Source organism: Flavobacterium sp. (genome assembly GCF_031381455.1).
Taxonomy (GTDB): Bacteria; Bacteroidota; Bacteroidia; order Flavobacteriales; family Flavobacteriaceae; genus Flavobacterium.
This window is the reverse complement of sequence record NZ_JANMXZ010000005.1, coordinates 1-18,117: the sequence shown is the minus strand read 5'-3', so window position 1 is coordinate 18,117 and position 18,117 is coordinate 1. Positions and strand designations below refer to the sequence as shown.

The 18,117-nt window shown below is 32.4% G+C and carries 18 protein-coding genes; 1 reads left to right on the top strand and 17 read right to left on the bottom strand.

The genetic code is table 11. The annotated features are described in order from the left end of the window. Positions 1-346 precede the first annotated feature (346 nt). Positions 347-2,929, top strand: coding sequence for an AAA family ATPase (locus tag RMN97_RS01125; protein ID WP_309612684.1), 2,583 nt, complete (start codon positions 347-349; stop codon positions 2,927-2,929). Positions 2,930-3,000: 71 nt separating this feature from the next. Here the strand turns inward: RMN97_RS01125 and RMN97_RS01120 are convergent, their stop codons facing one another. The 17 genes from RMN97_RS01120 to RMN97_RS01040 form a co-directional block, all read right to left on the bottom strand. Next, on the bottom strand, positions 3,001-6,267 hold the full coding sequence (locus RMN97_RS01120) for a DEAD/DEAH box helicase family protein (RefSeq protein ID WP_309612683.1): 3,267 nt from the start codon (positions 6,265-6,267) through the stop codon (positions 3,001-3,003). A gap of 8 nt (positions 6,268-6,275) precedes the next feature. Continuing rightward, positions 6,276-6,896: an NYN domain-containing protein gene (locus tag RMN97_RS01115; protein WP_309612682.1), complete on the bottom strand. Its 621-nt coding sequence runs from the start codon at positions 6,894-6,896 to the stop codon at positions 6,276-6,278. 100 nt (positions 6,897-6,996) lie between these two features. Continuing rightward, positions 6,997-8,277, bottom strand: a complete 1,281-nt coding sequence (locus tag RMN97_RS01110) for a restriction endonuclease subunit S (RefSeq protein WP_309612681.1) — start codon at positions 8,275-8,277, stop codon at positions 6,997-6,999. Next, positions 8,274-10,358 (bottom strand): N-6 DNA methylase, encoded by a 2,085-nt coding sequence (locus tag RMN97_RS01105; RefSeq protein WP_309612680.1) that lies wholly within the window; start codon positions 10,356-10,358, stop codon positions 8,274-8,276. Before RMN97_RS01105 ends, RMN97_RS01110 begins: the two co-directional genes overlap by 4 nt. A gap of 126 nt (positions 10,359-10,484) precedes the next feature. Next, the gene (locus RMN97_RS01100) at positions 10,485-10,649 is read right to left on the bottom strand and encodes a hypothetical protein (protein WP_309612679.1); all 165 of its coding nucleotides are present in this window, start codon (positions 10,647-10,649) and stop codon (positions 10,485-10,487) included. A 15-nt stretch (positions 10,650-10,664) separates the two neighbouring features. Next, positions 10,665-12,863 carry a zincin-like metallopeptidase domain-containing protein gene (locus tag RMN97_RS01095; protein ID WP_309612678.1) on the bottom strand — a complete coding sequence of 733 codons (2,199 nt, stop codon included), beginning with the start codon at positions 12,861-12,863 and terminating at the stop codon, positions 10,665-10,667. A 1-nt stretch (position 12,864) separates the two neighbouring features. After that, complete coding sequence (locus RMN97_RS01090) at positions 12,865-13,335, bottom strand: hypothetical protein (RefSeq protein ID WP_309612677.1); 471 nt, start codon at positions 13,333-13,335, stop codon at positions 12,865-12,867. Further along, on the bottom strand, positions 13,326-13,880 hold the full coding sequence (locus RMN97_RS01085) for a hypothetical protein (protein ID WP_309612676.1): 555 nt from the start codon (positions 13,878-13,880) through the stop codon (positions 13,326-13,328). Before RMN97_RS01085 ends, RMN97_RS01090 begins: the two co-directional genes overlap by 10 nt. Beyond that, positions 13,861-14,010, bottom strand: coding sequence for a hypothetical protein (locus RMN97_RS01080; protein WP_309612675.1), 150 nt, complete (start codon positions 14,008-14,010; stop codon positions 13,861-13,863). Before RMN97_RS01080 ends, RMN97_RS01085 begins: the two co-directional genes overlap by 20 nt. Further along, entirely contained in the window at positions 13,991-14,347 is a 357-nt protein-coding gene (locus RMN97_RS01075) for a hypothetical protein (RefSeq protein ID WP_309612674.1), read from the bottom strand. The genes RMN97_RS01080 and RMN97_RS01075 overlap by 20 nt, the downstream gene beginning before the upstream one ends. Before the next feature lie 12 nt (positions 14,348-14,359). Continuing rightward, a complete protein-coding gene (locus RMN97_RS01070) occupies positions 14,360-15,046 on the bottom strand; it encodes a glycoside hydrolase family 19 protein (RefSeq protein ID WP_309612673.1) in 687 nt (228 codons plus the stop codon). Beyond that, a complete protein-coding gene (locus RMN97_RS01065) occupies positions 15,046-15,186 on the bottom strand; it encodes a hypothetical protein (RefSeq protein WP_309612672.1) in 141 nt (46 codons plus the stop codon). The genes RMN97_RS01070 and RMN97_RS01065 overlap by 1 nt, the downstream gene beginning before the upstream one ends. After that, complete coding sequence (locus RMN97_RS01060) at positions 15,186-15,887, bottom strand: hypothetical protein (RefSeq protein WP_309612671.1); 702 nt, start codon at positions 15,885-15,887, stop codon at positions 15,186-15,188. The genes RMN97_RS01065 and RMN97_RS01060 overlap by 1 nt, the downstream gene beginning before the upstream one ends. 2 nt (positions 15,888-15,889) lie before the next feature. Continuing rightward, positions 15,890-16,312, bottom strand: coding sequence for a hypothetical protein (locus RMN97_RS01055; protein ID WP_309612670.1), 423 nt, complete (start codon positions 16,310-16,312; stop codon positions 15,890-15,892). Between the two features lies 1 nt (position 16,313). After that, positions 16,314-16,808, bottom strand: a complete 495-nt coding sequence (locus RMN97_RS01050) for a hypothetical protein (protein WP_309612669.1) — start codon at positions 16,806-16,808, stop codon at positions 16,314-16,316. 310 nt (positions 16,809-17,118) lie between these two features. Then, positions 17,119-17,313 carry a hypothetical protein gene (locus tag RMN97_RS01045; protein ID WP_309612668.1) on the bottom strand — a complete coding sequence of 65 codons (195 nt, stop codon included), beginning with the start codon at positions 17,311-17,313 and terminating at the stop codon, positions 17,119-17,121. Continuing rightward, positions 17,313-18,104, bottom strand: coding sequence for a hypothetical protein (locus RMN97_RS01040; RefSeq protein ID WP_309612667.1), 792 nt, complete (start codon positions 18,102-18,104; stop codon positions 17,313-17,315). Before RMN97_RS01040 ends, RMN97_RS01045 begins: the two co-directional genes overlap by 1 nt. Between the last annotated feature and the right edge of the window lie 13 nt (positions 18,105-18,117).

The window sequence follows — 18,117 nt, the reverse complement described above, 5'->3', positions numbered from 1 at the left end:
CTAAACTCTTTTACTTTAAGTAAAATATAAGTATAATAGTTTATCGTGTGAAAAAATATAATGAATAGAAATTCTATATTTATTAATCATAATAATTTGTATTTATGGGATTGCAATAGGTAAGTAACCATAACTCACGAAAGATTTGTATTGGAGTGATATTTATGACCCCAACGATACCGCTTTTTTCTTGATAGTTGAAATGTTTTATATATTTGGGAGATAAATTGCACCCAAAGTATTACCAACCTTACCAAAATCGGGTTTTAATTACGCTACTTTGTAGTGGTTATATAAAAGTTATGGGTTAGGCTGTTGAAAACGATACCGAATAAATAAACACTTTATGGAACCTGAGATAATTCAAACTTTAGAATCGGAAGTTAAAGGCTTTGCAAATGACCTTCCATATTGGGCAAAATATTTAGCAGAAAAAATATTATCCGGCAATAGTATAACTGAAGAAGAATATACTTTAGCTTTATCATATTTGTTTGAAGAATTGAATTTAAAAATTACAACTTCAAAGCCAAACATCGATGTAAATTACAATGGTAATAATTCAGGTAACTATAAAACAGATTTATTATTTACTAAACTCGAAAATGTTGAGGGTGTAAATGCTTTATCAGAAAATCAAGAAATTACATTTAGTCCTAATTTGACGATTATATATGGTGGAAACGGTTCAGGAAAATCTGGTTACGTAAGGCTATTAAAAAAAGCATTTTACTCAAAAGCCCCTGAAGAAATAATTCATAATATTCATTTAGATAGCGGACATAAAACTGTTAGTGCAAAATTTACGTTTAATACTGCTAGCAGTGATTATTCATTATCTTATCCTTTAAATTCAATAAACTCGGAATTTGAACAATTTTCGGTTTTCGATGGAAAAAGTGCTATTCGTCATCTTGACAATAAAAACCCTTTTGAATTTAAACCTTTAGGATTAAGCTTCTTTTCAAATTTTACAGAAGCATTAAAATATCTTGAACAAAAACTCAACGCTGAAATATTACTTAGACAATCCATAAACAATTTTCCTGATTTATTTGATGGAGAATCTTCAATAAAACTTATTGTCCAAGCTCTTTCGGCGGAAACAAATATTGAGGATTTGAAAAAATTAACACCTTTTACTGATAAAGATAAAATTGATAAAGAAGCACTTGAAAAACAATACGATGACCTTTTATTAATTTCAAAGAGTAAAGAAAAAGAAATACAAAAACTTGAAGATATAAAAAGGCTTATATTAATCAATAAAACTTTTATTGAGCCTATTAATACGTACTTTACAATTCAACATCTTAATCATATCGAAAACTCTATAATAGATTTCAATTCCAAAAGTATAATTGCGAAAACGGAAGGTATAGAAAATTTTAAAACTGAAAAAATACAAAATATTGGAACTTTAGAGTGGAAAAATTTTATTGTAGCAGCAGAACAATTTGCAAAAAAACAAAATTCTCTGTATCCAGAAAACGGAGATAATTGTTTGCTTTGTCAACAACCAATATTACCAGAAGCGCAAAATTTAATTACAAACTATTGGAACTTCATTAAAAGTATTGCTGAACAAAATTTAACACAATCTCGAAATGTCTTAATGGAACTTAAAAGTGCATTTGAAAAATTGTCTTTTGATTTGTTTCCAGAAGAAAATACCTTAACCCTTTGGCTTACGCAAAATCATTCTGAAAGTTTAAATTATTTTCGTGAAAATCTTTTATTACAAAAAACATTAACAGCTAATATCATATCTGATATTGACAATAAAATTCCTAATAAACATACTGAAATAAAAATATCTACTAATGTTCACGAAGCATTAATAGAAAAAATTGACAAATCGATAAAACTTCTTAAAGACGATGAGCAAATTCTAATTTTAAATAAACTGCAAAAAGAAAAAACCGAACTTTTGCACAAAGAAAAATTTAACATTCATTTTTCCAAATTCGAGAATCATATCCAAAAACAACGATGGATTAGAAATGCTTCATCAATAAATTGGACATCGTGGAAAAAAAGTATGACAGATTGGGAAAAAAACCTTTCCGGCAAATACTTTAATCAAAAGTATGTTGACACATTTAATCAAGAATGCACAAATCTGAATGGTAGTTTTGGAATTGAAGTTCATCATACTGGCTCAGGCGGTACTTCTTATAGACAATTAATGCTAAAAGGGAGAAACCCTGCTTCTATACTGAGTGAGGGACAACAAAAAGTAATAGCATTAGCCGATTTTATTTCTGAAATGCTTTTATCATCCGGAAACAGAGGTGTTATCTTCGATGACCCAGTAACAAGTTTAGACGAAAGTAGAAAGAAAGATATTGCAATCCGATTAGCAAAGGAATCTCAAAATAAGCAAGTAATTATTTTCACACATGACTTAATATTCGTTTCAAATTTAATTACATATTGTGAAGAAAACTCATTAGAATTCTGTTGCCATTGGATAGAAAACAGAAACAATAATCCTGGGCAAATCTGGTTAAACAACTCCCCTTCTTACGAAAAAGAATATAGAAATTCTGAGCCTGCTAAAAAATTCTATTCAGAATCAAATAAAAGTGATTGTCCGCCAAGTCAAAGAGAATACTTAATTAAAAGTGGTTTCACTGCATTGAGAACTTGTTACGAAGTTCTTGTTATAAATGACTTATTTAAAAATGTAGTGCAACGATATAATGAAAGAGTAAGTGTTGATTCATTATCAAGTGTCTATTATGATGATGAACTTATAACAGAATTACTTGATAGTTTTTCACAATGTTGTAGATATATGGAAGGTCATACGCACAGCGATCAATATGCTTACAAAAAACCTGAACCAGCTAACTTGAATGAAGAAATTCAACGATATGAATTGCTACGCACAAAAATCAAAAAAACAAAGAAGCCCAATACATAACTGTAACACTCCCATTTCGTAGACCTATTGGTTTGATTTTTAAGTTAACTTTTTATTTTATAAATCGTGAATTAAAATATACTTCTCTCAAAATCATCACACATTTGATTTAAAATATCTTTTGTTTCTCTTTTGAAAAACTCTCCTAAATCCTTGTTCATAATGGTATATTTGCGATATAATTTATTAAAATCTGTGTAGATTTCATCTTGTGAAAATGCAGAACCAGCATCTTTTATTTTTGCGATTAATCGTTTACCAATATCATCAGCTTTTATAAAATCAAAAAAAGTATCAATCTTGCTTTCAAAGTCTGCAATCAATTCTGCTATGGCTTCTTCTTCTTGATTACGTTTTTCAATTACTTTTAAAATATTGTATTTGAATTTATTTTCTCCATGTTCGCCATTAGGTTCTCCAAGAACTTTAGGTTTTATATCTTTCACTATATAATCTTGTGGAGCAACAATACCAATTTTATTATCAAAGTATATTTCTACATCATCAATAATTTCATTGTCTTTGTTGATTTGCCCATAAATGATATTGAATTTACGCCAGAATTGTAAAAATAATTCTTCACAATACTTTTTATCTAATTCGATAACAAATTCTATTAGGTTTAATATTTTGAAATAGGCACTAACTATTTTTTTAAGTTTTTTTGCTTCTTTTTTTTCAGTAGTAATAAATCTTGTAAAATCATTATCAATTGCTAATATGATGTTTATATCTGCATTCGTAGTATTGTATTCTTGAAATGGTTTAAAATATTTTACAAACAAATCGTTTTCTTTTAACTCCTTAAAATAAATTTCTAATTTCTCTTCGTCTCCTAATGGGTCAAAGTCTGAAACTACTACATTACTGAAATGTTCAAAGGCAAGTTTGATGTTTTTTACATTGACATTCTTATAGGACAAATCAATAATCTTACAATCGTTTTTATATTTGGTAGTCCTGTTTACTCTTGAAATAGTTTGAATAGCATTTATTCCTCTAATTTCTTTATCTAAAAATAAGGTGTGTAATTTAGGTTCATCAAATCCTGTTTGCAATTTATCTACTACGATTATTAAACCATTTTTAGCCAATTTAAAATTTTGAAGGATTTGTTTTTCATTCAAACCATCATTTACACTATTGCTACTCGGTTGGTCTTGGCTGTCTGAATAAACTATGTAAATTGGTGCATCTTTGAACCTTTCGTATTTTTTATGCTCAACTAATGATTTATATTGCTTATCAATTAATCTTTTGTATTTAATAGCATTGGGGATTGACGATACAGCCAACATTGCTTTAGCTGTCCCTCTAATATTGTGATATACTGTTGTAACTAATCTTTCTGAAATGAATTTTGCTATTGCATCTATTCTTTGCGGATTGGAATAGATTTTCTTTTTACGGATAGCATATTTTTTACCCTCATCGTCTATTCCTGTATCTGTATCATCTGGAATTTCTTCATAACCCATTGACATTTCAAATCCTTCTATTTCATTTTCGGGAATTTCAAAATACATTTTGGCAGATACTGGTACAATCCCTTTTATTGGATTTAAAATAAAACCATCTTCAATGGCTTCTTTCATTGTATAGCTGTCAAATGGTATCCATATTTTTTCCGCTTCGGCATACTTATTATACTCTCCAAATCGGGCTAATGTATGATCGCTTGGCGTAGCCGTAAAACCAATGATTAAATTCTTTTTATTGGTAGTTGCCTGATATTGTTTATTATTATCAAAACTACTTTGTAATTCATCAAAAACACTTATCATTTCTTCGTGTTGCGCTCCGCTATTGCTTCTGTGGATTTCATCAATTAAAAAAGCTATTCTTAATTTTGATAATTTTGAAGTAACCTCGTCATCAAGAATATCTTTGACCGTTGCAAATTTTTGAACATTGACAACAATTACTCTTTTATCACTACTTAAAGCTGTCATAAAGCTTTTTTTATCTGAAGCTTCTAGGAACATTCCTTTTTGAATATTCATATTGTGAAGCATTGTGTCTAATTGGTCACGAAGCTGTAATCTATCTACAACCAACATTACTTTATCGTAAACATAGTTACCCTCTTTGCGATAATCTTTTAGTTGTAATGCTGTCCAACCAATAATATTACTTTTTCCAAATCCTGCTGCATATTGCAATAGTAAAGAATAGACGTTTTTATTGTTTTGATACTTTTGTCTTTTGGTAATTAAATCCTTTATTTGATTGTCGCCTAAACCTTTCGCCTTTAGTTCTTTTTCGAGTTTAGTAATAAAATAATCAGGTTCGTTTTCGTGTTCCAAAAACTCATTGATTTTATTAATTATTTTATCTGTACCAAATTTTTGCTTTGGTCTTGGGCTAATTAAACGCCCATCATTGTGCTTGTATTCTTTAGTTTTACTACCTACTTTATTAACTAATTCACGCTCAATAAAATTATAATAAAGAATTTCTTTCTCAATCATTTTTTTATCATATAGTGCCTTGAAAACCTCTTCAAACTTATTTAGTTTATCGGCTTCTTTATTTAAAAGTGGATAGGGTTTAAAATCTTTTAGAACCTTTTTATTATAGTTTTCAAAATCATAATCGCCAGTTACAACTGTAGCTTTTATTTCTTCAAATTGATTGGAAATATTTCTAATAACATACGTTTCGTTAATATCGGTTGAAGTAATATGAATTGCTTTTTCAAATATTTTGAGGAAATCTTTTTTGATGCTTTGTGATAAATCATTTCCATCAGCTATTTGCAAGTATTCTTGAACTGCCGAAAGGTAATCTTTAGCTACTTTTTTTCTACCGTTAGTTTTGGCATTTTGATTATTCCAATTGCTTTTTAATTCACTATACCCAAGAAAAATACCATTAAGGAAAAAGGATAAATCTGGACGAAAAGAAAAGTGTGGTTTACCTTCATATTTAGATGTATACGGCAATTCTTGAACAATAGAAAAGATATTTTCATCAAACAATTTATCTTCGTGGGTTTCGCTACCGCTTGGATAAAACAAATGCAATTTTATTCCCTCGAAAGTAACCGACTTATTTGTATTTATAAACAATGCCATATTCATTGACGATTTTACTTTTTCGTCAAGAAATAAAGTAAAAGCGTTCATCAGTTCTTTTTCATTATTAGAAAACTTGCGTAACAGTTTTTTATAATTGTCTTTGTTTAATGACGTTTCAGAAATAAACTGCTTTAAATCTTCATTAATAAAGAATTGTGCTGAAACCGTATTGGCTTTGGCTTCTTTGTATTGCAAACCATCTGGACGCTCACAAAAAAAGTGTACTAAATATTTGTCTTGTAAATCGAGTTCGTTCATAATTTAAATTATTTCCATTCGTTAGGAATTTTCAATTTGTAACCCGTTTTACTGATTACTTCTTCATCAAATTGTGCGTCTACTAATTTTTTTCTGCCAATCATTATGGAACCTTTCGCAACTAATCCCATTGACGAATTGTGTCTCTTAGGAGGAAAGGCGATAAAAACTCTTTTATTTTTAAAAAGCTCATGCACCTCTCTAATTGGAGGTGTTAAATCACTATCTCCGGAAATTAGCATTGCCATATCATATTCGTCTCTAAAGGCATCGGCAATTATTTTGGTTGCAATATTTACATCTGTCATTTTTTCTTTGGCAGTTCTCCAAATATGACCGCATCTATTACACTCCGTAGCACCATCTTGATAGTTTCCATAATAAATTTTGATTTTTAAACTCTCTAAGGCATCTATGTAAGTAGATTGTCTTTTTTGTTTATCGGGGTTATTACTTACTCTACTTGTAAAGTATTTTACCTCTACTAATTCCTGATTAGGTTGTAATAAACTTTCTACTAATTTTTTTACATTAAGCCAACGGCAGTTATCAAAACCCGCTTCTTTCATACCAAAATATAGGTTGAACCCATCAATGTATGCTATAACTCTTTCTTTTTTTTGGTTCATAATTTGTATATTATGTTTTAACTTGTATATTTGTACCCAAGAACAACACTAAAGATAGCATCTTTAGTCCGACGCCTCCCTAGTGGAGGCGTTTCTCTTTTTAAGAAACTATTTTTATTTTTCCTATCACTGTATCATTGATTAATGTTTTGCGTAATTCTTTCATTGTTTGAATTTGAGCATTGATATTGGAAACTAATTTATCAATAGTCTGGGTTTTTTTGTCTAAATAATCAGCTATTTGTGTTTGTTCTGATAATGATGGAAATACGATTTTGATAACTCCCATTTCATTATTCATAATTTTTGCACCATTTGTATCTATTCGTTTATTGTGTGAAGCACTTTCTTGTAACGCATAAACAACATAATCTAAATCTAAATTTTTTCTTTTTGGAATTAATGTACCACAAACATTTGTACAATTGAATTTTCCACTTCTTCTGAAAACTGTTCCTGCATTTGCTCCATCAGTAGTCCAAGTTAATAAGTCATTGTCAAAATCATAAGTTTCAATATATCCTAAACAACCATTGTTTTCTGTTTGAGATGAATATACTGGGTATTTTCCATCTTCAACTAATAATTCTTGTCCAATAACTCTACCTCTTCCAATATTAAATAAATCTTTAATTCGTTCTGTTTTCCAATGTTTAGCAATACTATTTATATAATGTACTTCACTTTCTTTCAGCTTCACATCTTTATCCAAACCTTTACAAACAGTTTCATTAATCAAGCTTTTCCTATACTCTTTGTAATAACTGGCTTTTTGTGTTAGCAGGTTTATTTTTTTGTCAATGGCTTGAGTTTTACTGTCAAGATAATTTACAATTAGTGTTTGTTCATCACTTGATGGTAAAAAGATATATAATCGTTTTAATAACCCTTGTGTAATACTATATACCTTAATACCAGCAACATTGCTACGTATTTGATTTCTGAATTTTAACGAATCTAATAAATAAGCTAAGTATCTATAACTATATACTTTTATTGGTTTTGCTATTATTGTATGATATCCAGCAAAAATTCTAATATCACTATTTAGATAGGTGAAATTTCCAGAACCATCAATATCCTCTGATGTATCTGAAAAAACAAAATCCCCTTTTGAAAGCAATGATGATTTTGATGTTATAAGGTAATTTTCATCAACACATTTAAGAAAATGTCTACTTGGATTAACTTCAAAACCATATTTAGAATGTATTTCGCCATAGTTAATACAAGGGACACCATCTTCTAATAAATCTTTTTTTGTAATCGTCAAACCTTTAGAAAAAGAAAAAATATTTTTTAACCTTTTAACTTCCCAATGCAGAGGTATTTGTCCGAACAATTCAATTCCACTATATATGTAATCATCATACTTCCTCATAATCCCAAATCATTTTCAAGGATAGTTAAATGATTTTCCAACTCCATTAAGTCAGCAGTTATTTCGACAATATCTCTTAATTGCTCCGGCTTGTAGAATACTTTGTTAAAATTGATTTCCACACCAATAGTGTTATCTAAATACTCAAAAGGTTTGGTTATATACTTTGCCATAAAAGTGGCAATGTAATTTTGGTTTGTTTCTTCAATGGGGCTGTAAGGAATAATTTCATAATCTTTTTGAAGGTCTTTTGTGAGTTCGGCAGTTACCAAAATGTGTTCTGCTTTGGTTTTTGATGCCTTTTTATAGGAAGATTTGATAACTATTTTACCATTTCCCAAAAAACTTTCTTTTTGGTTTTTGTCTTTTACTACAATGGTTTCTTTGTCGTTGTCATACGTAAATGAATTGCCTTGAATGTCAAATAATATAAACGCATCATCTTTATAATCAAAATCATTTACGAATGCTTTGTAATATTTCTCGAAATAGTTGGTCAAACTGGAATAAGCTGTTTTATCAAATTCAGTTACTTCGGTTGTGTTGATGGCTTTCATTCCGTTTTCTTTGAAGCTGTCAACTACCAAAATACTTTTTACATCTAACTTGATACTTTTCTCTTCTGATACTATTCCATCTTTGGAAACTTTATTTGGCATTTCAATAGCTTTTCCAAACTCATCAATATTCGTCAGCATGATGCTTTGTTTATTATAATAAAAATGCCATTTATCAAATACTTTACAAAAGTCATTATCCTTAAATGCCGTAAACGCATTTACAATTTCAGTTCTGTTGTCAAAGCTCATTTCCTTGCGTTTCTTTCCTTTACTTTTCTTTAAAGGCACAAATAAATCCGCTGCATTAATAAGTATTACTTGGTTCTCCCTATCAACTGATTTGTTTTTGTTGAAAACCCACAAATAAGTATAAATTCCAGTATTGAAGAATTCATCTGTTGGCATTTGAATAATGGCTTCTACCCAATCGTTATCAAAGAAATGCTTACGAATAGCACTCTCGCCACTACCCGCATCGCCACTAAACAATGTAGACCCATTATGAACCACAACTGCTAAACCATCATTAGCCAATTGATACAAAATGTGTTGGGTAAATAAAAACTGCCCGTCAGATATTGATGGTAAGGCGACAAATCTTTCTGTGGTATCATTTTGAATATCTTTTTGATAGCCTTTCCAATCGACACCATAAGGCGGATTAGCAACAATTATATCAAATTGTTTTTCGATAAATGAAATATTGGTCAGCGTATTGCCATAACGAATATCACTATCGTTTCTAAAACGACTTTCAATTTTTGCTAATGCGAATAAACTATCACTCCAATCTTCGCCAAATGTTTTAGTGGGTCTTTTAAATTTTTCTTTGATTTTGTCTTCTACCCCAAAAAGTAGATTTCCTCCACCACACGTTGGATCATATAAGGTTAAAAAACTTTCGTTATCCTCCGTCTTTGAAATAATAATATCGGTAATCAATGAAATAATATCATCTGGTGTATATTGCTCTCCAGCAGTTTCAGCAGAAATATCAGCCCATTTTCTTTTGATGTGTTCCTCTAAAGTGGTGATTTCAGAATTACTGAAAGGTGTTAAATCTATTTCACTCCAAGTTTGAACCGTTTCAAATAAAACTCGTTTCTTTTTTAATTGTCCGCTAACTCCCGAAATGTCTAAAAATTTTTCTTCTTCAGTTCCTTTATCAACCCCTAATAAGTATTTTGTTTCTGGGTCAAATGCTTTTAAATAAGCGTGAAAATCAACATCAAAAGCTTTGTCATTTTTACAAATATCTTTTAGAGTTTTATTTTTTCTAATTACAAAATCGTTATATCCCAATCCTTCCAATTCAAACATTTCTACGAAATCATCCATGTCTATATCGCCAATCTGTTCTTTTAGTCGTTTGGCTTCCCTAACCAATCTACTTTCTACCATTATTAGAGCAAAGAAGGGCATCATAAATTTAGGAAACTCGCTCTGCTTGATTCCCGAGCCTATGAGCAAATCGGCGGTTTTCCATATATCGCTCTCGTATTTAAGTATGTTTATGCTCATTTTGGTTTGTTATTTTTTTAGAATTTGTAAATATATAAATAATAGGTGCTTTTCGTACCATAATTAAAACACAAAAGCCGTATTACATTTCTGCAATACGGCTATCTAAACTTAGTAAATTCAAACCTATTTTTTCGGTTTTGCCTTTACAATTTTACCACCTTTGGCATATCTGAAACCCTTTTTAAGTGTTCCGTCTCTTTTAACTCCTTCTCTTTGAATTACTCTACTACACATTTTTTTAGCAGTAATACTTTTTTTCTTTTTTGTTTTTGTCTTTTTAGCTACCATGATTTTGAATTTTAATTATTTAACTTTAAACGATAATTTCCTTTTACTTTTTGCTTCTGTCGGCTCACTTACTACCTTTTTGTAATACATCGAGTATTTAAAAGTGAGGTCGTTTCCTCTATTTTTTTCAAGTGTTGCAAACCTTTGTTTTGGGTCTTGATGCGAGGAACAATGAATTACAGAAGTTGGATTGTGCGCCATCTTGTTACCGCCATACATCGCCCCATTTTCCTTTACTTGAGATATAAAGCACCAAATTACTTTTGGGTATGTTGTTCTTAAAAAGTTCAGTTGGTCTGCTGTAATTTTTAAATCTGTAACGGAATCCGCTATAATAACTTTAACCACTTTACAGAAATCCTGCAATTCTTGAAAGGGTTTTTCTAAATAACCTTTTATAGCTATGTATCTTCGACCTTTCTCGCTCGTATTTCGGTTGATGCTGTCTAGTGTGTCTTTGCTCTCAATTCCACCTTGCTCATAATCGATGTACGCTACTGGCGTTTGTTGCTCTCCAAAAGCATTAGCAATCTGCATGGCCAACTGTGATTTTGAACTGTGCTTATTTCCTTTAATTAGAATGAGTGCTTTGTGTGGTTGTTGCTTTTGCAAAAACTTACCAATCTCTCCACCCAATACAAAAACATCTTTAGCCTCTTTTGGTGCTGAATTGGCAGAAACAAACCCTAATTTCTCCAACTGATTCAAACTTTTATTCCGATCCTTTGGAAGCGCTTTTTCACTCACTCCAGTAGTGTTTTTTCCTAATACTTGCACAACTCTTTTTTTCTTTACTACAGTAGCTTTTTTAGTTTTGGCTTTTGCTCCCAGTCCTGCGAACAAATCCAATTGCGCCCCTTGTTTAGTTTTGCTTTTAGCCTTGATTTTAGCGGGTCTCTTTACTGGAACTTTTACAGCTACTTTCTTTACTGGCTCTTCCTTTTTTTCCTCTTCTGCTTCTTTTTCACTATCGGAATTTCTGTTTAAAATATAATTGACTGCCTTTTGAGATTGTGCCGAAGCTTTGAGAAAAAAACGGTTGTCGTTCTCTAATTCAGTAACTAAAACAGTATTCCAATTTTTAAGGTATTTAGCCGAGTTCTCTTTTGTTTGAAACAATATCCCTGCTTCTGAACACATAAAGACTGCTCCCAATTCTGCAATTAGTTCTTCATAAGCATAATTTTTACTACCAAACTTTCCGGAGAAATCCCTGTCCAATCTTTTTTTTGCTCCTGTCGAATGGGTCAGCTCGTGAAAGTAGGTGCAGTAATAAGATGCCTCTTTGTTAAAGGCAGTTATTTTAGGCATATTAAGCGTATCGGTAGCGGGTTGATAATAGGCTCTATCCCCAACAAAAGTATAAGTAGGCGGGTTTTCATATCCATCAATAAGAACCTGCGCTTGTTCAATCGGATTGACCTTTTTACTATCTGTTTTGTCGCTTGGGAATTTTAGCCCTGTGCAATCATCAGCCCTAAAAACATTGTAATATTTAATTACTGGGATTTTCACTAAATGCGCTTTCAAATCTTCTTTGGTTAGTCCGTGAGATTTTACAAACTCGGTAAACTTTGCCTTATCGGTAGTCTTGAATTTTAATGTGCCATTGTCATAATTGAAAATCATAGTGTAATAAATTACTCGTCTTGCTTTACTATCCTTTTTCAATGAAGCTTTAGTTTCCCTGATTTGATTAAAGGTTAAATAGTAAGGCTGAACAAACTTTATAGGCACTAGATACCCTTTGCCGTCTTCATCAAATTTCACATCGAAATTCAGTAGAAAATTGGCTCCTGTGTATTCCTTTTTGCTCACATAGTTTTTAGCTGTTCCGTCAGCTCCCGAACCAACCCAATCCTTTTGCCAAGGCAAATGCCCGACCTTTTCAATGGTGTTGATAATCAAATCAGTTATGTAGCTGTAAATATCATCGGGAGAAACTCCATTTAAACCGCCCTCTGAATCGGGTTCGGATTGATATTCTAACGATGGTAAGATGATACTTTGCTCTGCGCCACTAAGTCCTAATTCATTAATAAAATCTTGTATTTCAATAGTGAAAACAGAATCGTTATTTTGTTTTAGTACACTTGTGATACGTTTTGAAATAAGCGTATGATTTTGCTTTTTGGCTCTAGCCAAAAGTTTTTTTAGTGCGCTTCGGGAAATTTGTTTTCCGTTCAGATTATTAAATGCTTGTACTAAATCCATACTATTGAATTATTGAATATTCCTTGCCTAAAACCCCTAAAATGGTTTCAATTTGAATGTCTTTTATCCCTGTAATTTTTACCAGGCTTTCCATATTGGAAAGGTTCTCCAGTATCGGAATCTCAACAGTCAAATCTTTTAATACAAACTTGCCTTTGGCGGGAACTGCAACAAAGGATTTGTTTACTATAATAGTGGCAATCCGTTTGGCTGTCTTGTCTTTTAGGACAATTCTTTTGACTACTGCAATAACACCATCAGGGCTAAAATTATCGTTGGTCGGATTGAAAAGTGTTACATCTAAATTGAAGCGCATTCTTTTAAAATTGATGTCAAAATTTCTAAACCCTGTCGGTAACGCTTTTAGTTTTCCCATAGTTTCTTTCCACTTATTTACCTTGTTTTTGTACCATAGTAAACCAACGCCTACCAGTGCGCCAGCAATGACAATGTGCTTTGCTGTTATACCCATAAACTTGTTTTATTTTTGATGAAAACAACTGTTTTATATCCTAGAAAAAGCAGTGTTACAATCCCTAATACCATTAAAAATTTTTCTAGTTTTGATAATGGTTTTACAATCTCAACAGGTATCTTTTTTATCTGAATGATTGTTTTATCATTGGTGGTTTTAGTGGCGGTATTCTCGTTTTTAGTTTGTGCCATTTTCGAGTAAAACTCTAGTTGCTTGGCTAGTTTATCGTAAATGAGTTTATAGCTGTTATCGCCTGAGTTCTTGGAAGTATTTAGCTTTGATAAGATTTCGTCAACCTTTGCATTTACTAGGCTATCCAAAACAGGATTTCCAGTACTACTTTGAACAACTGGAGTAATTAATTTATCATCTATTGCCTGATTAATAATTACACTTTTTAGGCTGTCTCTTTTTTGAATTTCACTTTTGAGAAGTGTGTTTTCTTGTTTGTATTTTCTAGCTGAAGAACAACCGATAAAAACTAAAGAGAGTAATACCAGTAAAAGAGAAATTGTAAAATATTTAGTGATTGTCTTTTTCATTATTGCTGTTTTTAAAAGTGGATTTTAGGGTAAATAAGAACATTTCGGTTGCTTCAAAGAGGTGGATAAAATCAAAACCCCAGTACAGACTGGCAACTTCTACCAGTTTGTTAAAGACTTGTCTTTTCACTTACTAATTGTTTTAGCTTGTCGAATATTGCCCCTAGTAAATCTTCCATTCTTTTATGGAAAATGGTAGAGAATGAACCGCACCAAGCACAAACCACATAAGTAAAAAGTTTGTTTGTATGCAAGAACTGGTCAAAGAAGCCATACACTAGCAGCGCAACAAAAAATGATACAATTGCTTCGGCTAAAAACCATTTCCAAGAGGCTTTTGCTCCCTGTCTTACTTGCTTTAATACTTTAACAAATGCTCCCATACTCACGAGCATAAGGAATAATAGAAAGTCTAATATCTGTTTGGAATGATTGGCGAACCATTCCCATATTTGCTGTTTTGTCATTACTTGTATAGTTTACTGATTAAGATTGAAAAGCCCAGACCAAAAATTGTAATGGGGATTAAATAGGAGTGCTTTCTTGACTTTTTTTTTTAATATCCCTAGTGTATCAACAGTGATGTAATAATTGAGTTGTTTTACTCTTTCGGTTAAATTGGTTAAGCCTCCGTTTATCTTTTCGGTAATAGAATTGATATTGTTTTTATCGGCAATCGGATTAAGTTTGAACCTAACCGACCAAAACCAACCCGCAATATCAATGGCTATATCAGGTCTTGAAGCTAAATCGGGATTGGCAATAACATCATGCCCCGAATAATCTTTGTAGGCTTGGTAATTGGCTCTTCCTGTTAACTGGATTAATCCCCGACCTCTAAAACGCCAACCATCGCCAACCTGTGTATTTCCTAAATTTACCTTTCCCCAATTGCCACCATAAACAATATTTGCAATTGCTTCTTGATTGGCTTTGTGCTTTGTGGTTCTGCCGTAAAGATTTGCCTGTGCAACTGAAATCTGATTAGTGCCGAAAGTTTTAATAAGCCCTTGCGGTGTGTAATTCAAACTCTCGTTGAACTTTACGTATCCTCCGCTTTCCTCGTGAACCTGTGCCAAAAAATGTGCAATCCGTCTTGGGGTATTGATGGCATACTTTTTAAAAATGCTTAAAAATGTGATGCTGTTTGTCAGTAAAAAATCCATTACAATACTACTTTTTTGGGTTCTTCAATTGGTTTGTCTTCTGCCTTTATAACTTCGGGACTTGTTTCATTATCCAAAGTGGCAACGACCAAAATCCCTGCTACTGCAAGAGAAAGCCATAATGTTGCGTTTGTATTCATTATTTAAAGTCATTTAGTTTGATTTGCTTAACCCCTTTTTGTGTAAATAGTGCATTTTCAGTATTGCGCCCAAAATCTCCATCAACCTTTATTTTTAATAGTGTCTGCAAGGCTTTTACTTCTAAACCTTTGCTTCCTTTTTTTAGCAATTTGCCTTTATCAATACCCGGCTGATTTGATGTGCTAACCGCTGAAACTGTTGGGTATATTTTACCTACTGGTTTTATTACATCGTGGTCAGCAATCCAATAAATATCATTGAGAAGTAAACCGTTTCTTTGTACTACATAGCGATACGTTCCGTCAGGTCTTAATCCAACCCAAATGATAGTTCCGATTTTATCGCCCTTTTTAAAAGTAGCTTTTCGGATTCCCTCACTGATATAGTTACCATCAGCCATTTTTCTTGCATCGTAGGTTTTTGTTCCGTAAAATCCTGTTGCCATTACTTCCTGTCCAATACTGTATCTGAAATTATCGGCAACTACTGGAGCTTTGACTGGTGTTTGGGTTTTTACTGGAGTTTGTGCCTTAATTGGATTGGTAGCCAATGTTGGGGTTTTTATAGGCGGTGTAGGATCTATTGGTTCTTCAATATAATCCTGCTGTTTATCATTACCTTTTTGAACAAAATAATAGATACCACCACCTACCGCTAGGGCTATCCCGCCACCAATCCATAATTTATCTTCTGTGGTCATTTTTATAATTGTTTTGGATAATTTGATTTTAATAATTGGTAATCTTCTGTGCTTAATTCTTCTTTTAACCAAACCTTTAAAGGGTGCTTGGTTGGAGTTTGCCAAACGGCAAAATAAGTGTTGCCTGTAAGGGTGTTGTAATACCTAGTTCCAAAGGCTGTATTCACTTTTGAAAATTGCGCCTCTGTTACTCCAGTAAGTGCTGTAAAAATGGTTTTACGCTTTTCAGTATTAGTAAAATTGGCTTCTTTCATTGCATTGAAAAGCATCGTGGCTACTTCTTTGGCGTTGAAACTTGAATCCGTAGAACTGGCATCTAAATACGCTCCCGCTTTTTTATTTTTACTGGTTTGTGAAACTGCAAAAAGCATTATTCCCAATCCTGCAATTCCTATCGAGATAGGGATTATTTTTGAGCTGTCCATCTTAAAAAAAGTGTGGTATTAAAAAGCGTAATTCCATTAGTTCGCTTGGGTTAAACTGGTCGGCAAACCATTCTATCATTGTCATTTTTTTGGATAATGGATTAACTCCTTTTCTTTGCCCGAACTCATTATAAATCCTAATAAATCCGTTGTGATTAACTCCCATTAGATTTTGCTTGACCGATTTAAAACCATTTCCCAAACCGTACATTGCATTAAAAATCGCTTCGGCTTTATTCTTTGCCATTCCGCTTGAAATATTACTTGGCTTCTCTCTTCTGTCTTCAGTTAGTGAGGAAAATCCGTTGAATATCTTCTTGTAAACGAAATAGCCAACACCTAAAAAAAAGCCTGTTTTGAGTACTCCCTTTACTATTGAAGCAGTTGCATTTACCGTATTATTGGCATTGTCAAGAGTGTTGGCGATTGCTTTTTGCCCCTGCGGTGATGAAGCGATTGCCATTATTGCGGGATTATGTAAACCTTGCTTTTTCATTTTTTACTTTTTTTGGCATTGGATAAAACCAAACAGAGAATCTATTTCACTCCTTTACAGGTTCTTTTCAATATTGAAATGAAGTTTTTAAATGGTCAGGACTTTTACCCTCTACCGAAGTAGGTCACATATTCCAATGTGTTTTACTTCAAATCAACCTCCGTTTAGTTTTAATTATTTTTGGCTCTGTTTTTACACACTCTTTAAGCGATGGACACTTCACATCCTACACACCAACCCAATGCTATTTCTTTGTAGTTGTTTCACTTGCCTGTAAATGGAGCTTACAGACAAGCTACTCCAACTCAACCTACATTATGAACTCTTTAATGGTTTGCCAACTCTGCGCATCTGTTACCATTTCAATTGCTTTTTGGGAGTTTTTAAGTTCTACTAACTTTTCCAAAACCTCATTATCCAAATCCGCTAGAGCCTGTATCAGTTTTGTTTTTTTCTGTAATTTGAAAGGGTTCGTTTCCTTTGTTTTTATAGTCATTGCGCTCATTATACTAGCATTTGATGTTGTTGTAATAGTTCAAATAATTCTTGTGAGAAAACATTGTTCTCGGACTTTTCATTGATTTTTTGATAGATGACTTGTAGAAGTGCAATCGTATCATCATCTAGGGTTTTTATAGTTTCCAAAAACGATTTTTTAACCTCTGAATAAGTATCATTTTCAATATTATCGGTAGAGGCAACTCCTAAACCATTGGCTTCAACAGGCACATTAAACCCTAGCCCTTTTAAAATAATTGGGGCTTGTTTGACAACGCCCAAAAGCATATTATTTAAACTGTCGTTGCTTTCTTTGGTGTACCGCTTTTGCAATTTTTCCTCGTTGAGTTCCTCGTTTTTGGCTTTGAGTTCCTTGTTTTCCCTTTGTGATTCTTCCAGTTTTCTAGCGAGTTCCCCTCTGTCATAGGCTTGCATTTTCAAATCGAAAATCTCTGTCATACCCAATCCCATCAGTCCGCTTTTCATTTTCTTTTTTTTCTTCTTTTTGGCGGTCTGTTCTGGTTGTGCTTCAGCATTACTTCCAAAACTTACATCGAAAGGGTCGCCCTCCATTTTAAAGGCATTTGCTCCATTTTTGCGTTTCTCCTGTAGGGTTAATTTTTTATATCCCTCTGCAAAAACTTTCTCGAAAAATTCTTCGGCTGTACCGTAATCATTTTTTATTTGCTCGTGGGTTACATTGCGAAAAATCGGCTTGGAAGTATCCCTGTCATAAACCGTAACAGCACAAAATTTGTCGCTGCCCAGTTTATCCATCAAATCATCTAATTGCTCCATTTTAAATTAGTTT